This window comes from Amycolatopsis sp. NPDC104863, from assembly GCF_055582965.1.
Genome location: NZ_JBVJOW010000006.1, coordinates 627,163 through 650,750, shown reverse-complemented (window position 1 = coordinate 650,750; position 23,588 = coordinate 627,163). Strand labels below are relative to the sequence as shown.

Below are 23,588 nucleotides of genomic sequence, written 5' to 3'. Positions count from 1 at the left end.
TCGGGTCCGCGCGGTGAAGACGAGGTCAGCCGCTGGGGCGAAGCCGCTGGTCGGGGATGTCGTCGCGGGCGCGCTCGGCGCGTTCGCGGCGCAGCCGCTCGAGGTGCTGCTCGATGCGGCGGTCGAGGTCTCGCGCGGCCTCGGACAGTTCCGTCAGGTCGCGACGGGACGCCGGGTGCTCGATGGCCCCGGTGTCCACTTCGTCCCCTGCCCTGTCCACTACCGGCACCTCCCGGATCGGCCTGGCCCCCGCCTTCCCTGCGTTACTGCCCCACCGGGCGCTCGCCAAAACACCCCGGGTCGTGAGCCTCGGCACGCCGCTGCCGCCGTCCGGTGGACCCGTCCCGAAATCCCTGGTGCCAATTCTGACCACATGGTAGAAATTGAGGACCCGCCACCGTGACCCCAGGAGCTGGGATGAGCCCGCTTTCCGTGCAGCTGTACTCGGTCCGCGACGCCTTCGCGGCGGACCCCGCCGACACCCTGCGGCGGCTCGCCGCGATCGGCTTCACGCAGGTCGAGCCCTACGGCGTCGTCGAGAACGTCGAGGCCCTCCGGGCCGGCCTGCCGGCGAACGGGCTGACCGCCCCGACCGCGCACGCGCGCCTGCTCGGCGCCGACCAGGCGGCCGTCTTCGCCGCGGCGGCGGAGCTGGGCATCGGCCTGGTGATCGACCCGCTCGTCAAGCCCGAGCAGTGGCAGGACCCGGCCGACATCGCCGCGACGGCCGAGGCGCTGAACGCCGCGGCGAAGGTCGCGGCCGAGCACGGCGTCGGCGTCGGCTACCACAACCACTGGTGGGAGCTGGAGTCCCGGATCGACGGCCGCAGCGCCTTCGAGGTGTTCGCCGACCAGCTCGACCCGGCCGTCGCGCTCGAGGTCGACACGTACTGGGCCACCGCCGGCGGCGAGGACGCGGCCGCGCTGCTGGGCCGGCTCGGCGACCGCGTCCGGGCCATCCACGTCAAGGACGGCGGCCTCGCCACCGACGCCTCCGGCCAGCTCCCCGCCGGCCAGGGCCGGGTGCCGGTCGCCGAGGTGCTCGCGGCCGCGCCCGCCGCGCTGCGCGTCATCGAGTTCGACGCCTACGACGGCGACCTCTTCGAGGCCATCGCCGCCAGCCACGCCTTCCTCACCGGCGCCGGCCGGTGACCGGCGGCCCGGTCGGCGTCGGGGTGATCGGCGCCGGCGTCATCAGCGGCACCTACCTCGAGAACCTCACGAGCTTCCCCGACGTCCGCGTGCTGCGGATCGCCGACCTCGACGCCGCCCGCGCCACCGCACAGGCGGAGAAGTTCGGCGTCCCGCACGCGAGCACGGTGCCCGAGCTGCTCGACGACCCCGGGGTCGAGATCGTCGTCAACCTGACCCTCCCAGCGTCGCACGTCGAGGTCGGGCTCGCCGCCCTCGAAGCGGGCAAGCACGTCTGGGCGGAGAAGCCGCTCGCCCTCGACCGCCAGACCGGCCGCAAGCTGCTGGACCGCGCACGGGAGAAGAACCTGCGCGTGGCCAGCGCGCCCGACACCGTGCTCGGCGCCGGCCCGCAGACCGCCCGCCAGGCCGTCGACGCGGGCCGGATCGGGCGGCCGCTCACCGCGCTCGCGCTGTTCCAGGTGCCCGGGCCGGAGAGCTGGCACCCGGCGCCGGAGTTCCTCTTCCAGGCCGGCGGCGGGCCGCTGCTCGACATGGGCCCGTACTACCTGACCACGCTGGTGCAGCTGCTCGGCCCGGTCCGGCGGGTCACCGCGGCCGGCGGCCGGGCGCGCGAGACCCGCGTGATCGGGTCCGGGCCGCGCGCCGGGACGGAGTTCCCGGTGACGGTGCCGACCACGGTCACCGCGCTCGTCGAGTTCGAGGCGGGCGGCTCGGCCCAGCTCGTGCTGAGCTTCGACTCGGCGCTCAAACGGGCCGGGTTCGTCGAGGTGACCGGCACGCTCGGCACCGCCGTGCTGCCGGACCCGAACCGCTTCGACGGGCCGACCCGGCTGCACCTGCTCGGGCACGAGGAGCCGGAAGAGCTGCCGGCGCACGGGCACGCGGCGTCGCGCGGCACCGGCGTGCTGGAGCTGGCCCGGGCGATCCGCGCGGGGGTGCCGGAACGCGCGTCCGGCGAGCTGGCCTACCACGTGCTCGACACGATGCTGGCCATCGACGAATCGATGACCCGCGGGCAGTCCGTCGAAGTCGTCAGCAGTGTCGAGGTCCCGCCCGCGCTGCCGGCGGCCTGGGACCCGTACGCGAAAACCCTCTAGATCGGGACGGTGAGCAGGTTCTGCAGGGCGAAGCGCAGCGAACCGACCAGGTCCACGTCAGCGGGCGCGGTCAGCCACTGCACCTGCAGGCCGTCCATCAGCGCGATGAACGTCAGCGCGGCCATCCCGGGCTCGACGCCGTCGCGCAGCTCGCCGCGGGCGGCCAGGGCTTCGAACGACTCGTGCACGCTGGCGCGCGCGGCCCGGTAGTGGCGCACGAAGTACTCGTGCGCCGGGTGGTCCGCGGCGACCGCCTCGGCGGCCAGCCGCGAGTAGAGGTCGACGATGCCGGGGTGCCGGACGTTGTGCCCGGCGAGCGCGACGAAGTGGCGCAGGACCTCGATGCCGGGCGGCACCGTCAGCTGCTCGCGCTCGGAGTCCTCGGCGTCGCGCCGTTCGAGCACCGCGGCGAGCAGGGCCTCCTTGGTGGGGAAGTGGTACAGCAGGCCCGCGTGGGAGATCCCGACGCGCTTGGCGATCTCCCGCAGCGACGAGCCGTGGTAACCGAGCTCGCCGTAGGCCGCGGCCGCCGCCGTGATGATGTCCTCACGGCGGATCCGGCCCTTCAGGTAGCCCCCGGTCACGGGGTCGCGGTGGTCTCGGCGGCGTGCACGGCACCATCATGCCGCAGCGGCTTTTCGCACAACCGACGTGAGCGGACGAACAAACCGGTTGTGCGAAATCCGGTGGCTTGCGAGCATCGCGGGGTGAAGAGCGCGGAACGCCAGCGGATCATCGTCGAGCGGCTGCGGGACGCCGACCAGGTCGCCGTCACCGAGCTGGCCGAGGTGACCGGCGCGTCGGAGATGACCGTGCGCCGCGACCTCGACCACCTCGCCGCGAGCGGGGTCCTGCGCCGGGTGCACGGCGGCGCCGTGGCGGCCTCGCCGTCCGGGATCGAGCCCCCGTTCGCGGCCCGGGCGACGGCCGCGACCGCGGCGAAGCGGGCCATCGCGGCCGCCGCGGCGGAGCTGATCCACGACGGCGAAACGATCGTCCTCGACAGCGGCACCACCGCCCTCGAGCTGGCCCGGCTGCTGCGCGGGCGCTCGGTCACCGTGATGCCGCTGTCCCTGCACGCGGCCCGGGAGCTGGCCGAGGCCCCGGGGATCCGGCTGCTGCTGCCGGGCGGCGAGCCGCGGCCGGGGGAGCAGGCCCTGGTCGGCCCGCTGACCCTGGCTTCGCTGCGCGCCCTGCGGTTCGACGTCGCCGTGCTGAGCCCGTGCGCGTTCGGGCTCGACACCGGGCTCACCGCCTTCGACCTCGGCGACGCCGAAGTCAAGCAGCAGGCCCTCGACGTCGCGGCCCGGGCGATCGTGCTCGCCGACGGCGCCAAGTGGGGCCGTGCCGCCCTCGCCCACGTCTGTCCCGCCGATCGCGCGGACGTCGTGATCACCGACCCCGGCGCGCCCGAAGACCAGCGCGCGGCCCTGGCCGAACGCGGCGTGCTCGTGCACGTCGCCGTCCCCACCCCCACGGAGAGCCGATGACGACCGCACCGCCCCGCCCGCGCGCCGCCCGCGCCGCGACCTTCATGTTCTTCGCCCTCAACGGGTTCGGGATGGGCATGTGGGTCGTGCACATCCCCAACGTCGAGCGCGCGACCGGCATTTCGCACAGCACCCTGGGCGCGCTGCTGCTGGTGCTCGGCGGCGCGGCGTTCGCCGGCATGCAGATCTCCGGTCCGCTCGTCGACCGGCTCGGGCACCGCAAGCTGGTCCCGGCGGCGGGGGTGTTCCTCGGCCTCGCGCTGTGCGCGCCGGGGTTCGCTAACTCCTGGTGGACGCTGGGGCTCGCGCTCGCGCTGTTCGGCTTCGGCAACGGCGCGATCGACGTCGGCATGAACGCGCACGCCGTGGTGGTGGAGCGGGCCTACCCGCGCCCGATCATGGCGGCCTTCCACGCGATGTGGTCGATCGGCGGCGCGTTCGCGGCGGTCATCGGCGCGGCGACGCTCGGCGCCGGCGTCCCCACCGGGGTCACGCTCACCTGCACCGGCCTGTTCTGCGTGCTGCTTTCCCTGCTGGCGGCCCGGTTCCTGATGGAGCCGTCGGACGCGCCCGCCGTCGAGGAGACCGCGGCGGAGGCCGCGCCGGTCCGCCGCCGGCCGCCGGGGCGCGTGGTCTGGCTGCTCGGCCTGCTCGCACTGGCGCTGATGCTGTCGGAGGGCGTGGCGAACGACTGGGCCGCGCTGCACATGGAAAAGGTGCTCGGCACGTCGGCCTCGACGGCGGCGTTCGCCTACGGCGCGTTCGCGGTGGCGATGACGACCGGCCGCTTCCTGACCGACCGCGTCGCGGCCTGGGCCGGCCCGGCCGCGATCGTCCGCTACGGCGCGGCGCTCGCGGCGGTCGGCCTGTCGATCGCCGCGGCGGCTCCCTGGGTGCCGCTGTCCCTGGTGGGCTGGGCGCTGTTCGGCCTGGGCCTCTCGGGCGGCGTCCCGCAGCTGTTCACCGCGGCGGGCAACCTGGACACGCGGGCGTCCGGCGCGCTGATGGCCCGCGTGGTCGGCCTCGGGTACGTCGGGCTGCTGGCGGGGCCGGCGGTGATCGGCGGCCTGACGCGGTGGATGCCGCTGAACGTCACCTTCGTGCTGCCGGTGGTGCTGTGCGTCCTGGCGGCGCTGTTCGCCGGGGTGCTGAGCCCGAAGCCGGAACCGGCGGAACAGCCCGTCGGCTGAGCCTCACCCCTCCCGCAGGCTGCGCGCGAATTCGCGTGCCCGGGCCACGCACTCGGCGTGCCTCGCCGCCGCCCGGGGCCGGAAGTCGCGGTCGCCGGCCGGCTCGGTGCCGGTTTCCCCCTCGTCCATGGTGAGGTGGGTGAGGAAGGCGACCAGCTCCGGGCGGGTCGCGGGCGACGCGGCGAGCTCTTCGCGGACGTCCGGCGGGAACCCGCTCGAGTACCGGGCGCCGTGGTACTCGTCGACCACCCCGAGAAACAGCGCGTCGAGGTTCGGGAACGACGCCGGATCGACGACCTCGGGCGGGAGCGGGACGGCGAACGGGCGCCGGGCTTCGTTCCAGCAGTCCTGTTCCAGGTCCAGCTCGACCAGCGTCCGGGCCGCCCGGGAGGCGGCCAGCTCGGCCAGGCCGTCGTCGCCGATCACGTTGTCGTGCAGGTTCAGCTCCCACAACCCGGGCAGCGCGCTCCAGGCCGCCAGCGCCTTGGCGCCCGCCGAGCCGATGTTGTTGTAGGCCAGGGAGATCCCGGTCAGCGCGGGCATCGGCCCGAGCGCTCGGACGTCGTGGTCGCCGAGCTCGCAGGCGGCGACGTCGAGCGTGCGCAAGGGCGGCCGGACCGGCGTGTCCGCGGGCCAGCCTCCGACGGGGTTGTTCGAGACGTCCAGCTCCGCGAGGTGACGCAGGTGCTCCGACGTCAGCAGGGCGCGGAGCCCGGCGGCGCCGAGCCCGGTGGCCGCCAGCCCGAGCCGGGCCAGGTTCTCCGCGTTGGGGGAGCGGGCCCAGGCTTCGGCTCCGGCGTCCCCGAGCGGTTGGACGGTGGGCCTGGTGTAGTACGGCGAGCCGCCGCTGCCGGACAGGTCGAGGTCCGTCAACGCGGGGAACCGGACGCCGGTCGCCAGGTGCCGGGCGCCCGTCTCCGTCAGGGAGTTCTTGCTGAGGTCCAGCTGCCGCAGCCGGGGGAAGGACCCGGTGAACGCGGCGGCGGTCCGGTCGGTGGCCACGACGTCCGTGAGCGTCAGCCGCTCGACGCGGTCGCGGTCGAGCGCGCCCACGACGTGCGTGAGCGCGGCGTCGCCCAAGGGCAGCAGGGTGAGGTTCAGCTCGGTCAGCTGCGGCAGGACTCCGGAGATGGCGGCCAGGCCGCGCGCACCGAAGCCCTCCCGGCCCATCGGCAACGGAATTCCCTGTAGCCGCAACACTTTCAGGCCGGACAGGTCCGCCTCGGCGAAGAAGATCTCGCAGGCTTCGTCGGCCTCCTCGTGGACGTTGCCGAAGAACGGCGTCCCGCCGGGGTGGCTGCGCTCGGCGGCGCAGCGGAAACCGAGCGCCAGCCGCTCGAGCCGGGCGAGCCCGGGGCAGGCCGCGAGCTCCCGCGCCTCCCCGGCATCGGCGATGAGGACGTCGGCGGAGCGCAGGTCCGGGACGAGATCGGCGCGGAGCAGGTGCACCAGGTCCGGTGCCCGCACGCCGGCGTGGCGCAGTCGCAGGGGCCGCCCGGCGGGCGGGCGGAACGGCGGTTTGCCGAAGTGCCACAGGTCTTCGCGGATGTCGAGCAGGTCCAGCGCCTCGAGCCGCGCGAGTTCGGGTGCGGCGGCCAGGTTCGCGACGAGCGTGGCGTCCGTCGGCATCAGGGCACCGAGACGCAGTGAGCGCAGGTTCTCCCAGCCGGGCAGGTCCCGGACGACCGCTTCGAGCGGTTCCCGGGCGAACCAGCCGAGGTCGAGGTGGGTGATCCCGCGGAACTCCGGCCGCGCCCGCGGGTCCGGGAACGCCGGGTTCGCCGTGCCGGGGTGTCCGGAGCGCCGCGCGATCGACCGCGCGAGCCGCCAGCCCGGCCGCGAATGGCCCGCGTCCAGCGCCGCGAGCCAGGACCACGGCGCTTCGCGCACCTCGTCGGGCCAGGACGCCAGCCGCCGCTCGCAGAGCTCGACGAGGTGCGCCGGGCTGCCCGCGCGGCCGAGAAGCGCGCAGAGCGCCCGGAACGCGAGCTTGCCCGGTGGCCCGCTCAGCGCCCGCTCGATCTCCGCCTGGTGGTCGATCATGGGCGCCACGCTAGCGAGAGGCACCGACAAAAACCGGTGAGCCGATCACCAAGTGGCTAGTGTCGACAGTTGGCGACTTGCTCGATTCCGAATCCTTGACACAGCGCAGGACGGAGTCGCACACTCTCCCGAAGTGTCGACACCTTGCGATCCGCAGTGCAGCCATCGGCAAGGAGGAGCGGTTGTGACCCACCCACCAACCCCGGACGAGGCGAGGGCCCGCTGATGTCCGAAACGAACGTCTGCCTGGACGCACGGGACCTGCTGCTCGGGCACAAGGCCCGCCGCGGCGGCGCCTTCTCGACCGCGTGCCTGGACCTGAACCTGCAGATCCGCGACGAGGAGTTCGTGGTCATCGTCGGGCCGAGCGGCTGCGGCAAGACCACCTTCCTGGAAGCCGTCGCCGGGCTCGTCCCGGTCGCCGGCGGCGCGCTGGAGCTGGCCGGCCGCCCGATCACCGGGCCGGGGCCGGAACGGTCGCTGGTGTTTCAGCACGCCTCGCTCTACCCGTGGCGGACCGTGCTCGACAACGTCCTCTTCGGACCGCAGGTGCAGGGCAGGCTCAGCGACCGGACCCGGAAAAGGGCCGAAGAGCTGCTCGACGTCGTCGGCCTGGCCAAGGTCGCGAAGAAGTACCCGCACGAGCTGTCCGGCGGGATGAAGCAGCGCGTCAACCTGGCCCGCGCCCTGGCCACCGACCCGACACTCCTGCTGCTCGACGAGCCGTTCGGCGCGCTCGACGCGCAGACCCGGGAGACCCTGCAGGACGAGCTGCTGCGGATCTGGCAGGCCGGTGCGGTCGGCACCAAGAAGACCGCGATGTTCGTGACGCACGACGTCAACGAGGCCGTGCTGCTGGCCGACCGCGTGCTCGTGTTCTCCCCGTCGCCCGCGCACGTCGCGCTGGAAGTGGTCATCGACGTCCCCCGGCCCCGCGACGCCGCCTGGCGGCGCAGCGCGGAGTTCCTGGCCTACGGCGACAAGATCCTTTCGGCCCTCCACCACGAACCCGCCCCAGCTTCGGAGCCGAGCCATGACAACAGCGTCACTCCCGCGCACGACACCACCACCCGCACCGGCGACACTGCCGGCGAGCTCAGGCTGGGTGCAGCGACACCGTAGCGGCCTGCTCGGCACGGCCGGCATCCTGATCGTGCTGGTGCTGTGGCAGCTCGCCACGGCGACCGGCCTCGTCGACGTCTCCTTCAGCAGCAACCCGCTGCGCATCGCCGCGGCCGAGGGAAAGCTGTTCGGCAGCGGCGAAATCTACCCCGCGCTCGGCGCGACCGGCCTGGAACTGCTGTGGGGACTGGGCATCACGTTCGTGCTCGGCATCCCGATCGGGCTGGTGCTCGGCCGCAGCCGGGTGCTGCACGACATGACCGAGCCGATGGTCAACATCCTGTATTCGGTGCCGTACGTGATGTTCCTGCCGATCATCATCTTCTGGTTCGGCATCGACAACACCTCCCGCGCGATCGTCATCGTGTGGGCCGCGATCCTGCCGCTGATCATCAACATCACCGCAGGCGTGCGGAACCTCGACAGCGACTACACCCGCGTCGCGACAGTGTTCTGCACGCCGCGGCTGAAGTTCTTCTACACCATCGCGTTGCCCGCGACCCTGCCCTACATCCTCGCCGGCGTCCGGCTGGCCGTCGGCCGCGCGCTGGTCGGCGCGATCGTCGCCGAGCTGTTCCTGGCCAGCCAGGGCCTCGGGTACTTCGTGCAGACGCAGACCTCGAACTTCAACATGGACTCGGCGATGGCCGGGATCGTCATCCTCGCCGTGCTCGCCCTGGTCCTGAACTGGGCCGTCCGGCTCGTCGAACGCCGTTTCACCCACTGGGCAGGTGCAGAATGAAGACACTCCTCGCGGCCGCGACCCTCCTGCTCGCGCTCACCGCGTGCAGCGGCGGCGCGGGCGGCACGGTCACCGCCGACGCGAGCGGCGCGCTGCCGGTCACCATCGGCTACACCGCGCTCGGCGCGGGCTACTCCGACCTCTACACCGCGCAGGACTACGGCATCTTCGCCAAGCACGGCCTGAACGTGAAGCTCACCCGGCTCAACGACAGCTCGCAGCTGGTCGCCGGGCTGGCCAGCAACAGCGTCCAGGTCGGTGTCGGCGTCGCCGCCGACACCGCGGCGGCCATCATGAAGGGCGCGGACCTCAAGTACGTCGCGATGTCCGAACCCCACTACAACCTGGAGATGTGGGCGAGCCCGGACGTCCGGTCGGTGGCCGGGCTCAAGGGCAAGAAGGTCGCCATCACCTCACCCGGCTCGGAAAGCGACTTCGGGCTCACGGCGTTGCTGGAAGCGAACGGCCTCAAGCGTGAAGACGTCACGGCGGTCTTCGTCAAGGGCGTCCCGGCCGAGGTGGCCGCGCTGGGCAGCGGCGCGGTGTCGGCGATCCTCACCCAGCCGCCCAACGGCACCGAGAGCCGGAACAAGGGCGCGCACCGGCTCGCCGCGCTGTCGAACATGCCGTTCCCGCTCGGCGCCTACACCGTGCAGTCGCGGTACCTGCAGAGCAACCGTGAGGTCGTCAAGCGGTTCGTCGCGGCGGAAGCCGAGGCGCTGCAGTACATCCGCGGGCACAAGAACGAGACGGTGAAGAGCATCCAGAAGTACAGCGGCGTGCAGAGCACCGAACTCGCTTCCTACGCCTACGACTTCTTCCTCGACGTCTGGGCGAAGACGCCGGTGGTGGACGAGAAGGTGATCAAGCAGGCCTTCGACGAAGCCGCGGCGAACGCGAAGACCACCGCGCCGCCGGACATCACGAAGTACATCGACAACAGCCTCACGGCGTCATGACCTTCGAAGCCGAGTGGGCGAAGTACCTGACCGAACGGGACCGCGCCGTGCTCGCGACGACGTCGTGGGCGAAGCGGGCCCCGTTCGGCCTGGGTACCAACCCGGCGGTGCTCGTCGTCGACCTCTACTACGCGGCGCTCGGCCTGCCCCGTCAGGACATCCTCGGCGCGGTGGAGGACTGGCCGAGCGCGTGTGGTGACGACGGCTGGGCCGCGGTCGACCGGACCGCGCCGGTGCTGGCCGCGGCCCGCGACGCCGGCGCGCCGGTGCTCTACTTCCACGCGACCCCGGCGAGCCACGGCCGGTGGAACCGCAAGCCGGGTTCGACGCTGACCCCGAAGTCCACTGTGGACCCGAATGCCATCGTCGCCGAAGTGGAACCCGAGCCCGGTGACATCGTGCTGGAGAAGATCGGGCCCAGCTGCTTCCACGGCACCCCGCTGGACACGATGCTGCGGATGGGCGGGCACGACACGCTGTTGGTCGTCGGGGAGGCCACGAGCGGGTGCGTGCGCTCGACCGTCGTCGACGCCTGCAGCCGCGGCTACCGGGTCGGCGTGGTCGGTGACTGCTGTTTCGACCGGTTCGAGGCGTCGCACTGGCTGAGCCTGTTCGACCTGGACCAGAAGTACGCGGACGTGCTCACCGCGGAGGCGGCGATCGAGCGCCTCCGCCAGACCTCGCGAAGGGTTCCGCATGACCGACCTGCGTAAGTGGCTCACCGAGACCGAGGCGGCCGGGGAGATCCAGACCGTCGAGGGCGCGCACTGGGACCTCGAGATCGGCGCGCTGTCCCAGGTCAACTACCGGCGTTCGCAGCCGCGGGCGCTGATGTTCGACAACATCAAGGACTACGCGCGGGGCCTGCGGGTGCTGTCCGGTTCGGTCAGCAACCCGCGGCTGCTCGGGTCGGTGCTCGGCCTCGGCTGGGACAACACCGACGAGGACCTCGTCGAGAAGCTGGCCGTCAAGCCGGGGGAGTGGATCGAGCGTTCCGGCGACTTCCGTGCCGTGACCGTCGAGGACGGCCCGCTGCTGTCCCACGTGGACGACGAGATCGACCTGCTGAAGTTCCCGGTGCCGCGCTGGCACGAAGGGGACGGCGGCCGGTACATCGGCACCGGCTGCGCGGTGGTCACCCGCGACTACGACACCGGCCGGATCAACCTCGGCGCGTACCGGATGCAGGTGCAGGACGACGGCCGCTCGGCGAGTGTCAACATCGAGGCGGGCAAACACGGCGCCCAGCACCTGCGCCGCTGGTTCGAGGCCGAGGGCCGGGCGCCGATCGCGGCGTCGCTGGGCCACCACCCGGCCTACCTGGTCGCGGCCGGCGTCGAGGTGCCCGGTGACGTCTCGGAGTACGACTACGTCGGCGCGATGGCCGGTGCCCCGGTGCGCACGATCGCCGGGCTCGCGACCGGGCTGCCGCTGCCGCACGACGCCGAGATCGCCATCGAGGGCTGGGTGCGGCCGGACGACAAGCGCCCGGAAGGCCCGTTCGGCGAGTGGACCGGGTACTACTCCGGCTCCCGCGACCCGATCCTCACCATCGACGTCGAGAAGGCCTACTACCGCGACGACCCGATCCTGCTCGGCGCGCCGCCGGGCAAGCCGCCGCACGACTACTCGTACATGCGGACAGTCATGAAGTCCGCGATCATCACCGACTCGCTGCGCAAGACCGGCCTGCCGGGCCTGCGCGGCGTCTGGGCGCACGAAGCGGGCGGCGGGCGGTCGCTGCTGATCGTGGCGATCGAACAGCGGTACGCGGGCCACGCGCGGCAAGCGGCGTACCTGACGTCGCAGCTGCCGAACGCGGCGTACATGAACCGGTTCACCGTCGTCGTCGACCACGACGTCAACCCGCGCGACCTCGGCGAGGTCGTCTGGGCGATGTGCGGGCGGACCGACCCGTCGATCGACATCGAGGTGATGCGGCGGACCTGGGGCAGCCGCGTCGACCCGCTGACACCGCCGGGCGCGGTGCCGTTCACCAGCCGCGCGATCATCGACGCCTGCCGTCCGTTCGAGCGGCTGGGCGACTTCCCGGCGGTCGCGGAGTCGAGTCCCTCGTTGGTCGCCGACGTGAGCCGGCGCTGGCCCGAGGTGCTCGGTTAAGTGACCGCGGTCGACCTGCCGGACCTGCGGCGAGAGCTGCTCTTCACGGCGTTGCGCGGGGTGGAGGGCAGTTCCTCGCTGGCGTTCACGATCTTCCAGGAGGTCGCGATCGGCATCGTCGAAGGGCGGCTGCCGCCGGGCCACGAGGTCAACTCGGCCGAGCTCGCCCGCCGGTTCAGCACTTCGCGCACGCCGGTGCGGGAAGCGTTGCTGCTGCTGGAACGCGAGTCGCTGGTGATCGTCCCGCCGCGGCGGCGGCCGTACGTGTCCCCGGTGGACATGGCCCAGGTGCGGGAGATCTACGAGATCCGGGCGTCGCTCTACGCGCTAGTGAGCGAGCTGGTCGTGGCGCGGGCCTCGGACGCGGAGATCGCCGGTCTCCGGCGGTGGCAGGGACTGCTGGAGTCGGACGCGCAGGCGGGCGACGTCGACGCGTACTTCTGGCACAACGTGGGGTTCCGCAACGCCGAGGCGAGCCTGTCGAAGAACGGCGAGCTCCAGCGGCGGCTCAGCTCCCTGGGCCTGCAGATGCACCGGTTCCGCCACCTGAGCCTGTCGCTGCCCGGCCGGCTCCTGCATTCGGTGGCCGACCACGAGCGGCTGGTGAACGCCTACGCCGACCGGGACGCCGGGCTGGCGGCGGCGGTGAGCCGGTCGCTGGTGATGCGCGGGTACCGGGCGATCGAGCGCTCCGGCGGGGTCTGACTTGGCTTTTGCGACAAGTCGTCGTATCGTTTGCGACAGATTGTCGTAAACGGAGGTTTTCATGAACACACTCGCCGACCGCGCCGAGCTCCTCGACCTGATGGGCCGGTACGCCGACATCGCCGACCAGAAGGAGTACGAGACGCTGCCCGGCCTCGTCTTCACCGACCCGCTGACGCTCGACTTCGAGTCGGTCGTCGGCATGCCGCCGATGACCGTGCCCCTGCCGGACTACCTCGAGAACCTGCGCGCGTCCTTCGCGCCCTTCGTGGCGACGCACCACGTCATCACCGGTCACGTCATCACCCTCGACGGCGACCGCGCGAAGATCCACGCACACGTCCGCGCCGAGCACTGGGTCCCGGACGAGGTCGCCGCCGGGGGACCGAACCGCTGGCTGGTGGCCGGGTTCTACGACGACGAAGCGGTCCGCACGGCCGCCGGCTGGCGGCTCACCCGCGTGAAGCTGACCGCGAACCACCAGGAGAACGCGCACCTCGCGGCCGCGGCGGCGGTACGGTAGCGCATGCCGCGGATCCGGGGAGCCAGCATCGAGGAGCACCACGAGCTGGTGTGGGCCGCCCTCGCCGACGCGATGCGGCAGCTGGTCGGCGAGCGGTCCTACGACTCGATCACCATGGGCCACATCGCGGACCGGGCCGGGCTCGCCCGCAACACGCTCTACAACTACGGCCGCGACAAGGGCGCGCTGGTCCTGGCGCTGACCCGGCGCGCGTGCCGTCCCCTCCTCGAGCGGGTCGCCGCGATCGCCGCGCGGACCGGCGACCCGGCCGGCGACCGGATGCGGGAGATCGTCGACGCGGTCCTGGAGGCGTCCACCGACCAGACGATGCAGCTGATGTTCCTGCCGGGCTCCGGCCCGCTGGTCGACGAGGTGCCGAAGGGGCCCGAGAACCCGTTCCACACGATCGTGGCCGAGGTGGAGCACGTCGTACGCGACGGCATCACCCGCCGGGAGTTCCGCGACGTCGGCGACGTGCCGCTCGTGGTGGAGCTGCTGTCCGGGGCCATGCGCGCGGGCGCCGAGCGCATCGGCCGGGACCCGGCCGCCTTCCCGGCGACGGTCCGCGCGGCGCGGGACGTCGTGCTCGCGGCGCTGGCCCGCGGGTCAGTCCTCGAGGCCTGACCACCCCGAGGCCTCGATCGACTGCAGCCCGGTCATGATGATCGACCGCGTCAGCGCCACGGCCAGCGCCGCGTCCCGGTCGGCGTAGGCCGCCAGCAGCCGTTCGTGGTCCTCCACCGACCGGTCCAGCCGGCCCGGCAACGACAGGCTGACGTGCCGCAGCTGCAACGTCCGCAAGCCGAGCGAGCTCAGCAACCGCGTCAGCTGGCGGTTCCCCGCCACCTCCGCCTCGGCCTGGCGGAAGGAGACGTTGTGCCAGAAGTACGCGTCGACGTCGCCGCGCGCGGCGTCCTCCCGCAGGTGCTCGTGCCAGGTCCGCAGCGGCGCCAGGTCCGCGTCCGCCGCCACGATCAGCTCGCTCACCAGCGCGTGCAGGCTCGCCCGGATCTCGTACAGCTCACGCGCCTGCGCCAGCGTCACCGGTGCGACCCGGGGCCGGCGGCGGGCGGGGATGTCCACCAGCCCTTCGCGCTGCAACGTCAGCAGCGCCTCCCGCACCGGCGTGCGCGAAGTGCTGAAGCGGCGGGCCAGGTCGACGGAGTTGACGTCGGCGCCAGGGGGCAGGCTGCCGTCGATGATGCGGACCGCCAGGTCCTCGACGATCCGGTCGACCAGCGAGACATCCCCGGTTCCGTCGCGCAGCAGCCGGCGCAGGATGTCGCCGCCGAGGCGGTCGCCGGTCAAGAGTGCTCCTCCGGGTCGGTGGTCGCTACCAGCCGCAATACTTCCAGCATCTGCCGCGCGGCGGGGGGATGACCCGCCTCGAGCAACCGCACCGCCGCGATCCGGCGGCGGGGCGCCGGCCCGGCGAGCGGCACCGCGACGACGTCGGGGCGCTGGGCGACCAGCGCGAGCCGCGGGGCCGCGCCGATGCCGATCCCGACCGCGACCAGGCCCTGCACCGACAGGTAGTCCTCGGCCGCGAAGCCGATCCGCGGCTCGAACCCGGACAGCCGGCACAGGGTCGTGAACGCCTCGTCGTAGGGCGGCCGGTGGCTGCGCACCACCCACGTCTCGCCGGCCAGCTCCCGCAGCTCCACTTCGGACTCCCCGGCGACCGGGTGGTCCACCGGCACCAGCACGCACAGCGGGTCGTCGGCCAGGTGGACCCACTCGACGTCGGCCGGCACCGACCGCGGGTCGAAGTCGTAGTCCCAGACCAGGCCGAGGTGGATCGAGCCGTCGCGCAGGGCCGCGGTCATGTCGGACGCGTGCGCCGAGTGCAGGACGAGCTTCGTCTCCGGGTACCGGTGCTGGTACTCGCGCACGACGCGGGGGATGAGGTCGGCCCCGGCGGTCGGGAACGCGCCGAGCCGCACCGACGAACGCTGCGCCTTGAGGTCCGACATCTCCTGCTCGATGTGGGCGATCGTGCCGAGCAGGCCGGTGCTGCGCTCCGACAGCAGCTTGCCCGCCTCGGTGAGCTCGATCCCGCGTGGGCCGCGGATCATCAGCGGCACGCCCAGCTGCCGTTCGAGCAGCGCCATCTGCTGGGAGACGGCGGAGTGCGTCATGAACAGGGCCTCGGCGGCCGCGGTGAACGAGCCGTGCTCGGCCACCGCGGAGAAGATCTGCAGCCGCCGCGCCTCCAGCACTCCGGTCCCCTTCGTCACCGCCCCAGCAGGTCGGCCGGGTCGGCCCTGCTCAGCTCGCCGTCCCACGGCTCGGGGGCCAGCTCCGATAGTCCCACCCGGGCCAGCGCGCGGCGAGCGGTGTAGTCGACGAGGTCCCCGACGGTCCGCGGCCGCGGGTAGAACGCGGGCACCGGCGGCGCGACGATCGCGCCGGCCTCGGTCACCGCGACCATCGACTTCAGGTGCCCCAGGTGCAACGGCGTCTCGCGGACCATCAGCAGCAGCGGCCTGCCCTCCTTGAGGCAGACGTCGGCGGCGCGGCTGACCAGGTCGTCGGTGTAGCCGGTGGCGATCGCCGAGAGCGTCTTGATCGAGCACGGCGCCACCAGCATCGCCGCGACCGGGAAGGACCCGGACGCGATGGCCGCCCCGATCTCGCCCGGGCGGTAGGTGACGTCGGCGAGCGCGCGGACGTCGGCCACCGTGAGGTCGCATTCGTGGCGCAGGGTGAGGATCCCGGCCTTGGACAGCACCAGGTGCGTCCGGAACTCCGGCCGCTCGCGCAGGAGTTGCAGGATGCGCACGCCCAGGCACGCTCCGCTGGCGCCGGTGATCGCCACGACCACGTTCCGGGGTTCCGTCACGACCGCCACCTTCCACTGGGGACTCGTCCGGCCATCGCAGCACGAACGCCCGCCGGAAGCGATACCCCGGCTGTCAGTTCTCCTTACAGCTGCTGCCAGGAAAGGGCGCTGGTCCGCCGCGCGGGCCCGGCCTAGCGTCGGGACACAACCCGACGGTGGAGGTGAGTCGGACGGAAGTCCTCGACACGCACGCGCACATCGTGCCGCGCTCGCTGCTGACCACGCTGGAAAAGGCCCCCGTGGCGGGGTTCTCGGCGCGGCGCACCGACGCGGGCTGGGTCGTGGCGGTCCCCGGCGCCGGGGACACCCGGCCGATCGGCGCGCGGATGACCGAAGCCGCACCCCGCGCGGCCTGGGTGCGTCAATCCGGTGTCACGCGGCAGATCCTCTCGCCGTGGCTGGACATCCAGTCGGCGCCGTTGAACCCGACCCGTGCCCGTGACTGGGCGCGCACGGTCAACGACACGATGGCGGAGTCGGCGGACGGCACCGTCGTGCTCGCTTCGGTGGCCACCGACAACGGTGACCAGGCGGCCGGCGACCTCCTCGAAGCCTGGAAGCGCCCGGAGTTCGCCGGGCTGCTCCTCAACACGGACCCGCCCGCCGGCCCGGCCCCGCACGAGCCGTCGTTCGATCCACTGTGGACGGTGGCGGCGGCCGAAGGGATCCCGGTCGTGCTGCACCCGCCGACGTGCGGGCCGTCGGGCGACCTCGCGTCGCTGGGCACGATGGGCAACGTCCACGGCCGGCTGATCGACAACACCGTCGCAGTCACCAAACTGATCCTCGCCGGGGTCCTCGACCGCCACCCGGACCTGCGGCTGGTGCTGGTGCACGGCGGCGGGTTCCTGCCCTACCAGGCCCACCGCCTCGACGGTGGCTACCGGACCAAGGAAGCGTTCGCCGGTGAGCTCCGGCGCGGGAAGCCGTCGGCGTACCTGGGCGACTTCCACTACGACACGGTCGGGCTGTCCGGCCCGTCGATCGGGTTCCTGGCCGGGCTCGCCGGCCCCGGGAAGGTGCTGCTGGGCAGCGACTACCCGTTCGCTCTCGGCGACCCCGAGCCGGTCCGGACCGTCCGCGAAAGCGGGCTCGACGCCGCGGCCGTCGAAGCGATCCTGCACACCAACGCCGAGACGCTCTTCCGGAGGCCCGCATGAGCCGCCCCCTGGCCGTCCGCCGCCGCGGCGCGGGTGAGCCGCTGGTCCTGCTGCACCCGCTTGCGTTGTCCGGAGAGCTGTGGACCCCGCTCGCCGACGCGCTGTCCGACGAGTTCCAGGTGTTCGCCCTCGACCTGCGCGGTCACGGCGACAGCGCGTGGGACGGCAAGCCGTTCGGCATCGAAGACCTCGCCGACGACGTCGGGCGGACCCTCGACGCGCTCGACCTGCCGTCGGCGAGCCTGCTCGGCCTCTCGCTGGGCGGCAGCGTCGCGGTGAACTTCGCCGGGCGGTACCCCGGCCGCGTCCGCTCGCTGGTGCTGGCCGACACCACGGCCTGGTACGGCGAAGACGCCGTCACGACGTGGGCCGAACGCGCGCAGAAGGCCGTCGCCGTGTCGCGGGCCAAGCAGGTGCCCTTCCAGCTGGACCGCTGGTTCTCCCCGGAGTTCCTCGACACGCACCCGGACGAGGCCGAGCGGGTGGTCAAGATCTTCCTGCGCACCAACAGTGAGGCTCACGCGGCGGCGTCGATCGCCCTGGGCGCCATGGACTCCCGGCCGCTGCTGCCGTCGGTCACCGCGCCGGCGCTGGTGCTGGTCGGCCGGCACGACTACGCGACCCCGCCGTCGATGGCCCGCGTCCTCGCCGACGGGATCCCCGGCGCCGAGCTGGAGATCCTGCCCGACCTGCGGCACCTGTCGCTGCTCGAACGCCCGCTGCTCGCCGGCCGCGTCCGGCAGCACCTGCGCCGTGTCACGGAGACCCGATGAAACCCGCCCGCTTCACCTACCACGCGCCGCGCGAGCTCGACGAAGCCCTCGAGCTGCTGGGCGAGCACGGCGACGAGGCCAAGGTCCTCGCCGGCGGCCAGAGCCTGATGCCGATGCTCAACTTCCGGCTGGCCCACATCGAGCACCTCGTCGACATCAACCGCGTCGGCGAGCGGTTCGCCACCCCGACGTTCGGCGACGACCGGATCACGATCCCCGCGCTGGTCCGGCAGCGGCACGTCGAACGCTCACCCGAGGCCGCGCGGCTGCTGCCGGTGCTCACCGAGGCCCTGCACCAGGTCGCCCACCCGCAGATCCGCAACCGCGGCACGATCTGCGGCAGCCTGGCCCACGCCGACCCGGCGGCCGAGCTGCCGAGCGTGCTCGCCGTGCTGGACGCGCGGTTCACCCTCGCTTCGGCGCGTGGCGTGCGGACGGTGCCCGCGTCGGACTTCTTCCTCTTCCACCTCACCACCGCGCTCGAGCCGGACGAGCTGCTGCTGGAAGTCAGCGTGGCCCGGCCGCCGGCGAACCAGCTCTCCGCGTTCCGCGAGTTCGCCACCCGCCGCGGGGACTTCGCGCTGGCCGGCGTCGCCGTGGTGTGCGAAGTGGACAACGGCGTCGTCACGGCGTGCCGGATCGCGGCGGCCGGCGTCGCGCCGACCCCGCAGCGGCTCACCGACACCGAGCAGCTCGTCCTCGGGCAGCCCCTCGGACCCGACCTGGGCGCGGCCGCCGAGGCCACCGCCCGCGCCCAGGTCGACCCCACCGGCGACATCCACGCGAGCGCCGGGTACCGCGCCCGGCTCACCGGCGTGCTGGTCAAGCGCGCGCTCGCCGACCTCACGGAGAAGGCCCATGCCTGAGCCCACCCACCGCGTCCGGGGCACGGTCAACGGCGCGGCGTTCGACGAAGACGTCGACTCGCGCCTGACGCTGGCCGACTTCCTGCGCGAGAAGCTGCGGCTCACGGGCACACACCTCGGCTGTGAGCACGGCGTCTGCGGCGCCTGCACGGTGATCGTCGACGGCGCCGCGACCCGCTCGTGCCTGATGCTGGCGGTGCAGGCCGACGGCGCGGCGCTCGAAACCGTCGAAGGCCTGGCGGTCGACGGCGAGCTGGCGCCGCTGCAACAGGCGTTCAAGCGCAACCACGCCCTGCAGTGCGGGTTCTGCACGCCCGGGTTCCTGATGAGCGTCACAGCCGCGCTGCGCGAGGACGACGTCCACGACGAGGCGCAGGCGCGTGAGGTGCTGAGCGGGAACATCTGCCGCTGCACCGGTTACACCGGGCTGGTCCGGTCCGTTTTGGACGTCGCGAAAGGACAGCTTGGTGCGTGAAAAGATGATCGGCGCCCAGCTCTCGCGCCGCGAGGACGAGCGGCTGCTCACCGGCCGCGGCCGGTACCTCGACGACCTCGACCTGCCCGACGCCCTGGCGGCGGCCTTCTTGCGGTCGCCGCACGCGCACGCGCGGATCACGGCGTTCGACGCTTCGGAGGCCCTCGCACTTCCTGGTGTCGTCGCGGTTTTCTCGGGTGCAGACCTGGCGGAGATCCAGAAACCGCTGGCGCCCAAGGTGCTGCACCCGCAGCTGCGTGACTACCCGCGGCTGCCGATGCCGCCGGAGGAGCTGCACTACGTCGGCGAACCCCTCGCCGTCGTCGTCGCGGAATCGCGGTACCTCGCCGAGGACGCGCTGGAACTGATCGACGTGGACTTCGAGGTGCTGCCCGCCGTCGGTTCCACGGCCGCCGCGCTGCGCCCCGGCGGCCCGCCGGCCCACACCGGGGACGAGTCCAATGTGGCCGTCCTGCTCACGCAAAGCGCGGGGGACGCGACGGCGGCGTTGACGGCCGCGCCGCACACGCTGAGCGAGGAGTTCTACCAGATGCGCGGCGGGGGCCATTCGATGGAACCGCGGGCGGTGGCCGCCCGGTTCGAGCCGGCCACCGGGCAGCTGACCATCTGGGACACCACCCAGTCGCCGCACTACGCGCGCCAGCAGCTGTCGCTGATCTACGAGATGGCCGAGGACGACCTACGCGTGATCGCCCCGCCGGACGTCGGCGGCGGGTTCGGGCCGAAAGCCCAGTTCTACGGCGAGGAAGTCGTGATCCCGTGGGTCGCGAAGAAGCTACGCCGCGCGGTGAAGTGGGTCGAGGACCGGCAGGAGAATTTCGTCTCGGCGATGATGGAACGCTCGCAGACGCACCGGATCGACGTCGGCTTCGACGACGACGGGCGGCTGCTCGCGGTCAAGGACGTGATCGAACACGACCAGGGCGCGTACTGTGCCGGACTGCAGGTGCCGTCGATCACGACCTCGACGGTGCCCGGCCCGTACAAGGTGCCGAACATCGACATCGAGCTGCGGGCCTGTTACACCAACATGGTCCCGACCTCGTCGGTGCGGGGCGCGGGGCGGCCGCAGGCGGTGTTCGTGATGGAACGCATGATGGACCGGATCGCGGCGCACCTCGGCCTCGACCCCGCCGAGGTCCGGCGGCGGAACCTGATCCAGGCCGACGAGTTCCCGTACCGCGTCGGCATCATGTTCCGCGACGGCAGCCCGCTCACCTACGACAGCGGCGACTTCCCGGCGTTGCTGGAAGGTGCGCTCTCCCGGCTCGGCTACGACGAAGCCCGGCGTGAGCAGGAGAAGCTGCGGGAAGAAGGCCGCTACGTCGGCATCGGGCTCGCGGTGTACGTCGAAGGTTGCGGTCTCGGCCCGTACGAGGGCGCGAAGATCCGCGTCACCAACCGCGGCCGGATCCTGGTGACGCTCGCCGCGGCCGGGCAGGGCCAGGGGTACGAGACGGTCTACGCCCAGATCGCCGCCGACGGCCTCGGCCTCGACATGGCCCACATCGACGTCACGACCGGCGACACCGCGCGGATCCCGTTCGGCCAGGGCACGTTCGCTTCGCGCATCACGGCCACCTGCGGCCCGGCGGTGTTCGACGCGGCGAAGCAGATGCGGGCCCGGCTGCTCGACACGGCGGCGGTGCTGCTCGGCTGCGACGTGTCCGAAGTGGACTTCGACGGCGACCACGCGTGCCTGGGCGGCGACCGGGAGAAGTCCGTTTCCCTGCAGCAGATCGCGCAGGTCGCGAACATCGGCAAGCACGGCATCACGCTGCCCCGCGGGATCACCGCCGGCCTCGAGACGGCCAGCTACTTTTCACCCGAGCGGGCGGCGTACGCCAGTGGCGCGCACGCGGCGCTGGTCGAGGTCGACCCGGAGACCGGCGAGATCACGATCCTCAAGTACGTCATCGGCCACGACTGCGGGACGGTGATCAACCCGCTGCTGGTGGACGGGCAGGTGCTCGGCGGGTTCGCCCACGGCCTCGGCAACGCGATGTACGAGGAGGCCGTCTACGACGACGAGGCCACTCCGCAGGCCACCAGCTACCTGGACTACGCGCTCGTCTCGGCGGCCGAGGTGCCCCCGGTCGAGCTGTTCCACCTCGAGTCGCCCAGCCCGCTCAACCCGCTCGGCGCGAAGGGCGCGGGGGAGGGCGGCACGGTCCCGCCGCCGGCCGCGATCGCCAACGCCGTCGAGGACGCGCTGCGCCCGCTCGGCGCCCGCGTCACCCGCGCGCCGGTGACCCCCGCGCGCATCGTCGATGCCCTGCTCGCCGCCGAAAAGAAGGTCTCCTGATGCTGATCGAGAACTCCTTCGAGGTCGCCGCCGACCCCGACGAGGTGTACCGCTTCCTGCAGGACGCCCACAACGTGGCTGCGTGCTTCCCGGGCGCCGAGCTGACCGAGGACCTCGGCGAGGACTCCTACCGCGGCAAGGTGAAGATCAAGGTCGGCCCGGTGACCGCGGCGTACCAGGGCGTGGCGAAGGTCGTCGAACGCGACGCCGTCGCGCGCACCGCGGTGCTGCTGGCCGACGGCAAGGACACCCGCGGTTCGGGCACGGCCAAGGCCCGCGCGACGATGCGCGTGACCCCGGCCGGCACGGGGGCGAACGTCGTGCTGGCGACGGATCTGACGATCTCGGGCAAGCTCGCGCAGTTCGGCCGCGGGATCATGGCCGACGTCTCGGGCCGGATGGTGGGGGAGCTGGCCTCGCGGGTCCGGGCCCGAATCGAGGGCGGCGAGGAGCCTCTGCAGGCCGCCGCCCCGCCCACCATCAGCGCGCCTGCTGCCGCACCGCCGCCTTCCGAGGTGCCGCCGATGAAGGCGGCCGAGCTGGTCCGCATCGTGCTCGCCGGGATGCTCGAACGCTGGGCCGCCCGGCTGCGCGCTCCCCGTCCCGTCCGCTGACCCCGGTCCCCAGGAGTCCCCATGGCCACCCGCATCACCGTCGACGCGCCGGTCGAGCCCGTTCCCGTCTTCGACGTCGGCATCAACGACAAGGTCCGGCTCGGCAGCGCGGTCGGGCTGGGGATCCAGAACATCCTCGGCATGGCGGGCCTGCTGATCTTCCCCGCGCTGATCGGCACCGCGTTCAAGCTGTCCGCCGCCGACACCGCCTACCTCTACGGCGTCACGTTCATGACGTCCGGGCTGGTCGTGGTCCTGCAGTCGGTGCTCCTGCTGCGGCTGCCGATCATCCAGGGCCCGTACGCGGGCTCGCTGGCCGCGCTGCTCGCCGTCGGGCACGGGCGGGGCGGGCTCGGCGCGGCGTTCGGGTCGATGGTCGTCGCCGGGCTGATCTGGTGCGTGATCGCCGTCCCGCTCAAGCGCTTCGGGCCGATCACATACCTGGCCAAGTTCGTGCGCGACCCGATCATCTCCGGGGTGCTCGTGCTCATCCTGGCGACCCAGCTGACGAGCACGGCCCTGCCGAACTGGCTCGGCGCCCCGACCAGCCCAGGCTTCCCGTGGGTGAACCTGCTCGCCGGCGGGGTCGCGGCGGTGCTCGTCATCGCGCTCACGTTGCTGCCCAAGGGAACCCTGCTGCGCCGCGGCGCGGTCCTGGTGGCGGTGGTCGCCGGCACGGTCGTCTACGCGTTCCTCGCCCCGACGAGCTTCGGCGCGGTGGGGGAGAACCTCGGCGTCACCGTGCCGCGGATCTTCCCGTTCGGCTTCGAGGTGCACGCCGACCTGGTGCTGATCTTCTTCATCACGCTGCTGCCCGCCATCGCCGAAAGCATCGCCACCTACGACATCGTCGCCGACTGGGGCGGGCAGGAGCTGTCCGGCCACCGCGTCGCGCAGGGCGTGTTCGGCGAGGTGCTCGGCAGCACGGTCGGCGCGGTGTTCGGCGGTCTGTCCACACTGGCCTACCCGGACAACATCGGCCTGCTGCGCGTCACGAAGGTCGGCTCGCGCTACGTCACGCTCGCCACCGGCGTGATCCTGCTGGTGCTGGGCGGCCTGGCGCCGTTCGACCGGCTGCTGCAGGCGGTCCCGCTGCCAGTGCTCGCCGCGGCCGGCACCGTGCTCTTCGGGGTGCTGTTCGCCAGCGCGATCGACGTCCTTTCGGGCGTGCACTGGTCGCGCGACAACCTGATGCTCGCCGGGTTCCCGTTCATCACGGCGATCGGCGGCCTGTTCGTCCCCGCGCCGACGTTGAAGGTGATGCCGGCGGTCGTCCAGCTGATCCTCGGCCAGCCACTCATCCTCGGCACCGTGCTGCTGGTCGTCCTGAAGCTGGCGTTCGGGCTGCGCCGGAGCTAAACCGCGGGGCCGCCTCGCGCGTGCAC

25 protein-coding genes are annotated in these 23,588 nt (G+C 72.6%); 19 read left to right on the top strand and 6 right to left on the bottom strand.

Translation table 11 applies throughout. From position 1 onward, the window contains the following. Nucleotides 1-25 precede the first annotated feature (25 nt). Nucleotides 26-220, bottom strand: coding sequence for a hypothetical protein (locus ACZ63J_RS33505; protein WP_465313641.1), 195 nt, complete (start codon nt 218-220; stop codon nt 26-28). Between the two features lie 197 nt (nt 221-417). Between ACZ63J_RS33505 and ACZ63J_RS33500 the strand changes: the two genes are divergently transcribed. Then, a complete protein-coding gene (locus ACZ63J_RS33500; protein ID WP_465401386.1) occupies nt 418-1,152 on the top strand; it encodes a sugar phosphate isomerase/epimerase family protein in 735 nt (244 codons plus the stop codon). Further along, complete coding sequence (locus ACZ63J_RS33495; protein WP_465401385.1) at nt 1,149-2,252, top strand: Gfo/Idh/MocA family protein; 1,104 nt, start codon at nt 1,149-1,151, stop codon at nt 2,250-2,252. Before ACZ63J_RS33500 ends, ACZ63J_RS33495 begins: the two co-directional genes overlap by 4 nt. Here the strand turns inward: ACZ63J_RS33495 and ACZ63J_RS33490 are convergent. Then, nucleotides 2,249-2,836 (bottom strand): TetR/AcrR family transcriptional regulator, encoded by a 588-nt coding sequence (locus ACZ63J_RS33490; protein ID WP_465401384.1) that lies wholly within the window; start codon nt 2,834-2,836, stop codon nt 2,249-2,251. The genes ACZ63J_RS33495 and ACZ63J_RS33490 overlap by 4 nt on opposite strands. A 123-nt stretch (nt 2,837-2,959) precedes the next feature. Between ACZ63J_RS33490 and ACZ63J_RS33485 the strand changes: the two genes are divergently transcribed. Both ACZ63J_RS33485 and ACZ63J_RS33480 read left to right on the top strand, forming a co-directional pair. Next, entirely contained in the window at nt 2,960-3,742 is a 783-nt protein-coding gene (locus tag ACZ63J_RS33485; RefSeq protein ID WP_465313645.1) for a DeoR/GlpR family DNA-binding transcription regulator, read from the top strand. Further along, nucleotides 3,739-4,932 carry an MFS transporter gene (locus ACZ63J_RS33480; protein WP_465401383.1) on the top strand — a complete coding sequence of 398 codons (1,194 nt, stop codon included), beginning with the start codon at nt 3,739-3,741 and terminating at the stop codon, nt 4,930-4,932. The genes ACZ63J_RS33485 and ACZ63J_RS33480 overlap by 4 nt, the downstream gene beginning before the upstream one ends. A gap of 3 nt (nt 4,933-4,935) precedes the next feature. On the opposite strand, the gene ACZ63J_RS33475 is transcribed toward ACZ63J_RS33480, so the two are convergent. Then, nucleotides 4,936-6,975 carry a leucine-rich repeat domain-containing protein gene (locus ACZ63J_RS33475; protein ID WP_465401382.1) on the bottom strand — a complete coding sequence of 680 codons (2,040 nt, stop codon included), beginning with the start codon at nt 6,973-6,975 and terminating at the stop codon, nt 4,936-4,938. Between the two features lie 225 nt (nt 6,976-7,200). On the opposite strand from ACZ63J_RS33475, the gene ACZ63J_RS33470 reads away from it, so the two are divergent. The 8 genes from ACZ63J_RS33470 to ACZ63J_RS33435 all read left to right on the top strand — a co-directional run bounded on the left by ACZ63J_RS33470 (nt 7,201) and on the right by ACZ63J_RS33435 (nt 13,771). Next, complete coding sequence (locus ACZ63J_RS33470) at nt 7,201-8,097, top strand: ABC transporter ATP-binding protein (protein ID WP_465401381.1); 897 nt, start codon at nt 7,201-7,203, stop codon at nt 8,095-8,097. Continuing rightward, a complete protein-coding gene (locus ACZ63J_RS33465; RefSeq protein ID WP_465401380.1) occupies nt 8,081-8,839 on the top strand; it encodes an ABC transporter permease in 759 nt (252 codons plus the stop codon). The genes ACZ63J_RS33470 and ACZ63J_RS33465 overlap by 17 nt, the downstream gene beginning before the upstream one ends. Further along, nucleotides 8,836-9,798 carry an ABC transporter substrate-binding protein gene (locus tag ACZ63J_RS33460; RefSeq protein ID WP_465401379.1) on the top strand — a complete coding sequence of 321 codons (963 nt, stop codon included), beginning with the start codon at nt 8,836-8,838 and terminating at the stop codon, nt 9,796-9,798. The genes ACZ63J_RS33465 and ACZ63J_RS33460 overlap by 4 nt, the downstream gene beginning before the upstream one ends. Further along, the gene (locus ACZ63J_RS33455; protein WP_465401378.1) at nt 9,795-10,511 is read left to right on the top strand and encodes an isochorismatase family protein; all 717 of its coding nucleotides are present in this window, start codon (nt 9,795-9,797) and stop codon (nt 10,509-10,511) included. The genes ACZ63J_RS33460 and ACZ63J_RS33455 overlap by 4 nt, the downstream gene beginning before the upstream one ends. Then, complete coding sequence (locus ACZ63J_RS33450; RefSeq protein WP_465401377.1) at nt 10,495-11,919, top strand: UbiD family decarboxylase; 1,425 nt, start codon at nt 10,495-10,497, stop codon at nt 11,917-11,919. Before ACZ63J_RS33455 ends, ACZ63J_RS33450 begins: the two co-directional genes overlap by 17 nt. Then, nucleotides 11,920-12,624, top strand: a complete 705-nt coding sequence (locus ACZ63J_RS33445; RefSeq protein ID WP_465401376.1) for a GntR family transcriptional regulator — start codon at nt 11,920-11,922, stop codon at nt 12,622-12,624. It begins immediately after the preceding gene. 61 nt (nt 12,625-12,685) lie between these two features. Beyond that, a complete protein-coding gene (locus ACZ63J_RS33440) occupies nt 12,686-13,147 on the top strand; it encodes a nuclear transport factor 2 family protein (RefSeq protein ID WP_465401375.1) in 462 nt (153 codons plus the stop codon). A 3-nt stretch (nt 13,148-13,150) separates the two neighbouring features. Continuing rightward, nucleotides 13,151-13,771, top strand: a complete 621-nt coding sequence (locus ACZ63J_RS33435; protein WP_465401374.1) for a TetR/AcrR family transcriptional regulator — start codon at nt 13,151-13,153, stop codon at nt 13,769-13,771. Here the strand turns inward: ACZ63J_RS33435 and ACZ63J_RS33430 are convergent. The 3 genes from ACZ63J_RS33430 to ACZ63J_RS33420 are packed head-to-tail and all read right to left on the bottom strand — an operon-like array spanning nt 13,754 to nt 15,989. Next, nucleotides 13,754-14,455, bottom strand: a complete 702-nt coding sequence (locus tag ACZ63J_RS33430; protein ID WP_465401373.1) for a GntR family transcriptional regulator — start codon at nt 14,453-14,455, stop codon at nt 13,754-13,756. The genes ACZ63J_RS33435 and ACZ63J_RS33430 overlap by 18 nt on opposite strands. After that, nucleotides 14,452-15,384 (bottom strand): LysR family transcriptional regulator, encoded by a 933-nt coding sequence (locus ACZ63J_RS33425; protein WP_465401372.1) that lies wholly within the window; start codon nt 15,382-15,384, stop codon nt 14,452-14,454. The genes ACZ63J_RS33430 and ACZ63J_RS33425 overlap by 4 nt, the downstream gene beginning before the upstream one ends. Beyond that, complete coding sequence (locus ACZ63J_RS33420) at nt 15,381-15,989, bottom strand: UbiX family flavin prenyltransferase (RefSeq protein ID WP_465401371.1); 609 nt, start codon at nt 15,987-15,989, stop codon at nt 15,381-15,383. Before ACZ63J_RS33420 ends, ACZ63J_RS33425 begins: the two co-directional genes overlap by 4 nt. 161 nt (nt 15,990-16,150) lie before the next feature. Between ACZ63J_RS33420 and ACZ63J_RS33415 the strand changes: the two genes are divergently transcribed. Genes ACZ63J_RS33415 through ACZ63J_RS33385 form a run of 7 tightly spaced genes read left to right on the top strand, consistent with a single transcriptional unit; the run spans nt 16,151 to nt 23,562 of the window. After that, complete coding sequence (locus ACZ63J_RS33415) at nt 16,151-17,149, top strand: amidohydrolase family protein (protein WP_465401370.1); 999 nt, start codon at nt 16,151-16,153, stop codon at nt 17,147-17,149. Next, a complete protein-coding gene (locus ACZ63J_RS33410; protein WP_465401369.1) occupies nt 17,146-17,922 on the top strand; it encodes an alpha/beta fold hydrolase in 777 nt (258 codons plus the stop codon). Before ACZ63J_RS33415 ends, ACZ63J_RS33410 begins: the two co-directional genes overlap by 4 nt. Then, nucleotides 17,919-18,788, top strand: coding sequence for an FAD binding domain-containing protein (locus tag ACZ63J_RS33405; protein ID WP_465401368.1), 870 nt, complete (start codon nt 17,919-17,921; stop codon nt 18,786-18,788). Before ACZ63J_RS33410 ends, ACZ63J_RS33405 begins: the two co-directional genes overlap by 4 nt. Then, nucleotides 18,781-19,263, top strand: a complete 483-nt coding sequence (locus ACZ63J_RS33400; RefSeq protein ID WP_465401367.1) for a (2Fe-2S)-binding protein — start codon at nt 18,781-18,783, stop codon at nt 19,261-19,263. Before ACZ63J_RS33405 ends, ACZ63J_RS33400 begins: the two co-directional genes overlap by 8 nt. Next, nucleotides 19,256-21,589, top strand: coding sequence for a xanthine dehydrogenase family protein molybdopterin-binding subunit (locus ACZ63J_RS33395; RefSeq protein ID WP_465401366.1), 2,334 nt, complete (start codon nt 19,256-19,258; stop codon nt 21,587-21,589). The genes ACZ63J_RS33400 and ACZ63J_RS33395 overlap by 8 nt, the downstream gene beginning before the upstream one ends. Beyond that, a complete protein-coding gene (locus tag ACZ63J_RS33390) occupies nt 21,589-22,203 on the top strand; it encodes an SRPBCC family protein (RefSeq protein WP_465401365.1) in 615 nt (204 codons plus the stop codon). Before ACZ63J_RS33395 ends, ACZ63J_RS33390 begins: the two co-directional genes overlap by 1 nt. A 21-nt stretch (nt 22,204-22,224) precedes the next feature. Beyond that, nucleotides 22,225-23,562, top strand: coding sequence for a uracil-xanthine permease family protein (locus ACZ63J_RS33385; RefSeq protein ID WP_465401364.1), 1,338 nt, complete (start codon nt 22,225-22,227; stop codon nt 23,560-23,562). Nucleotides 23,563-23,588 lie beyond the last annotated feature (26 nt).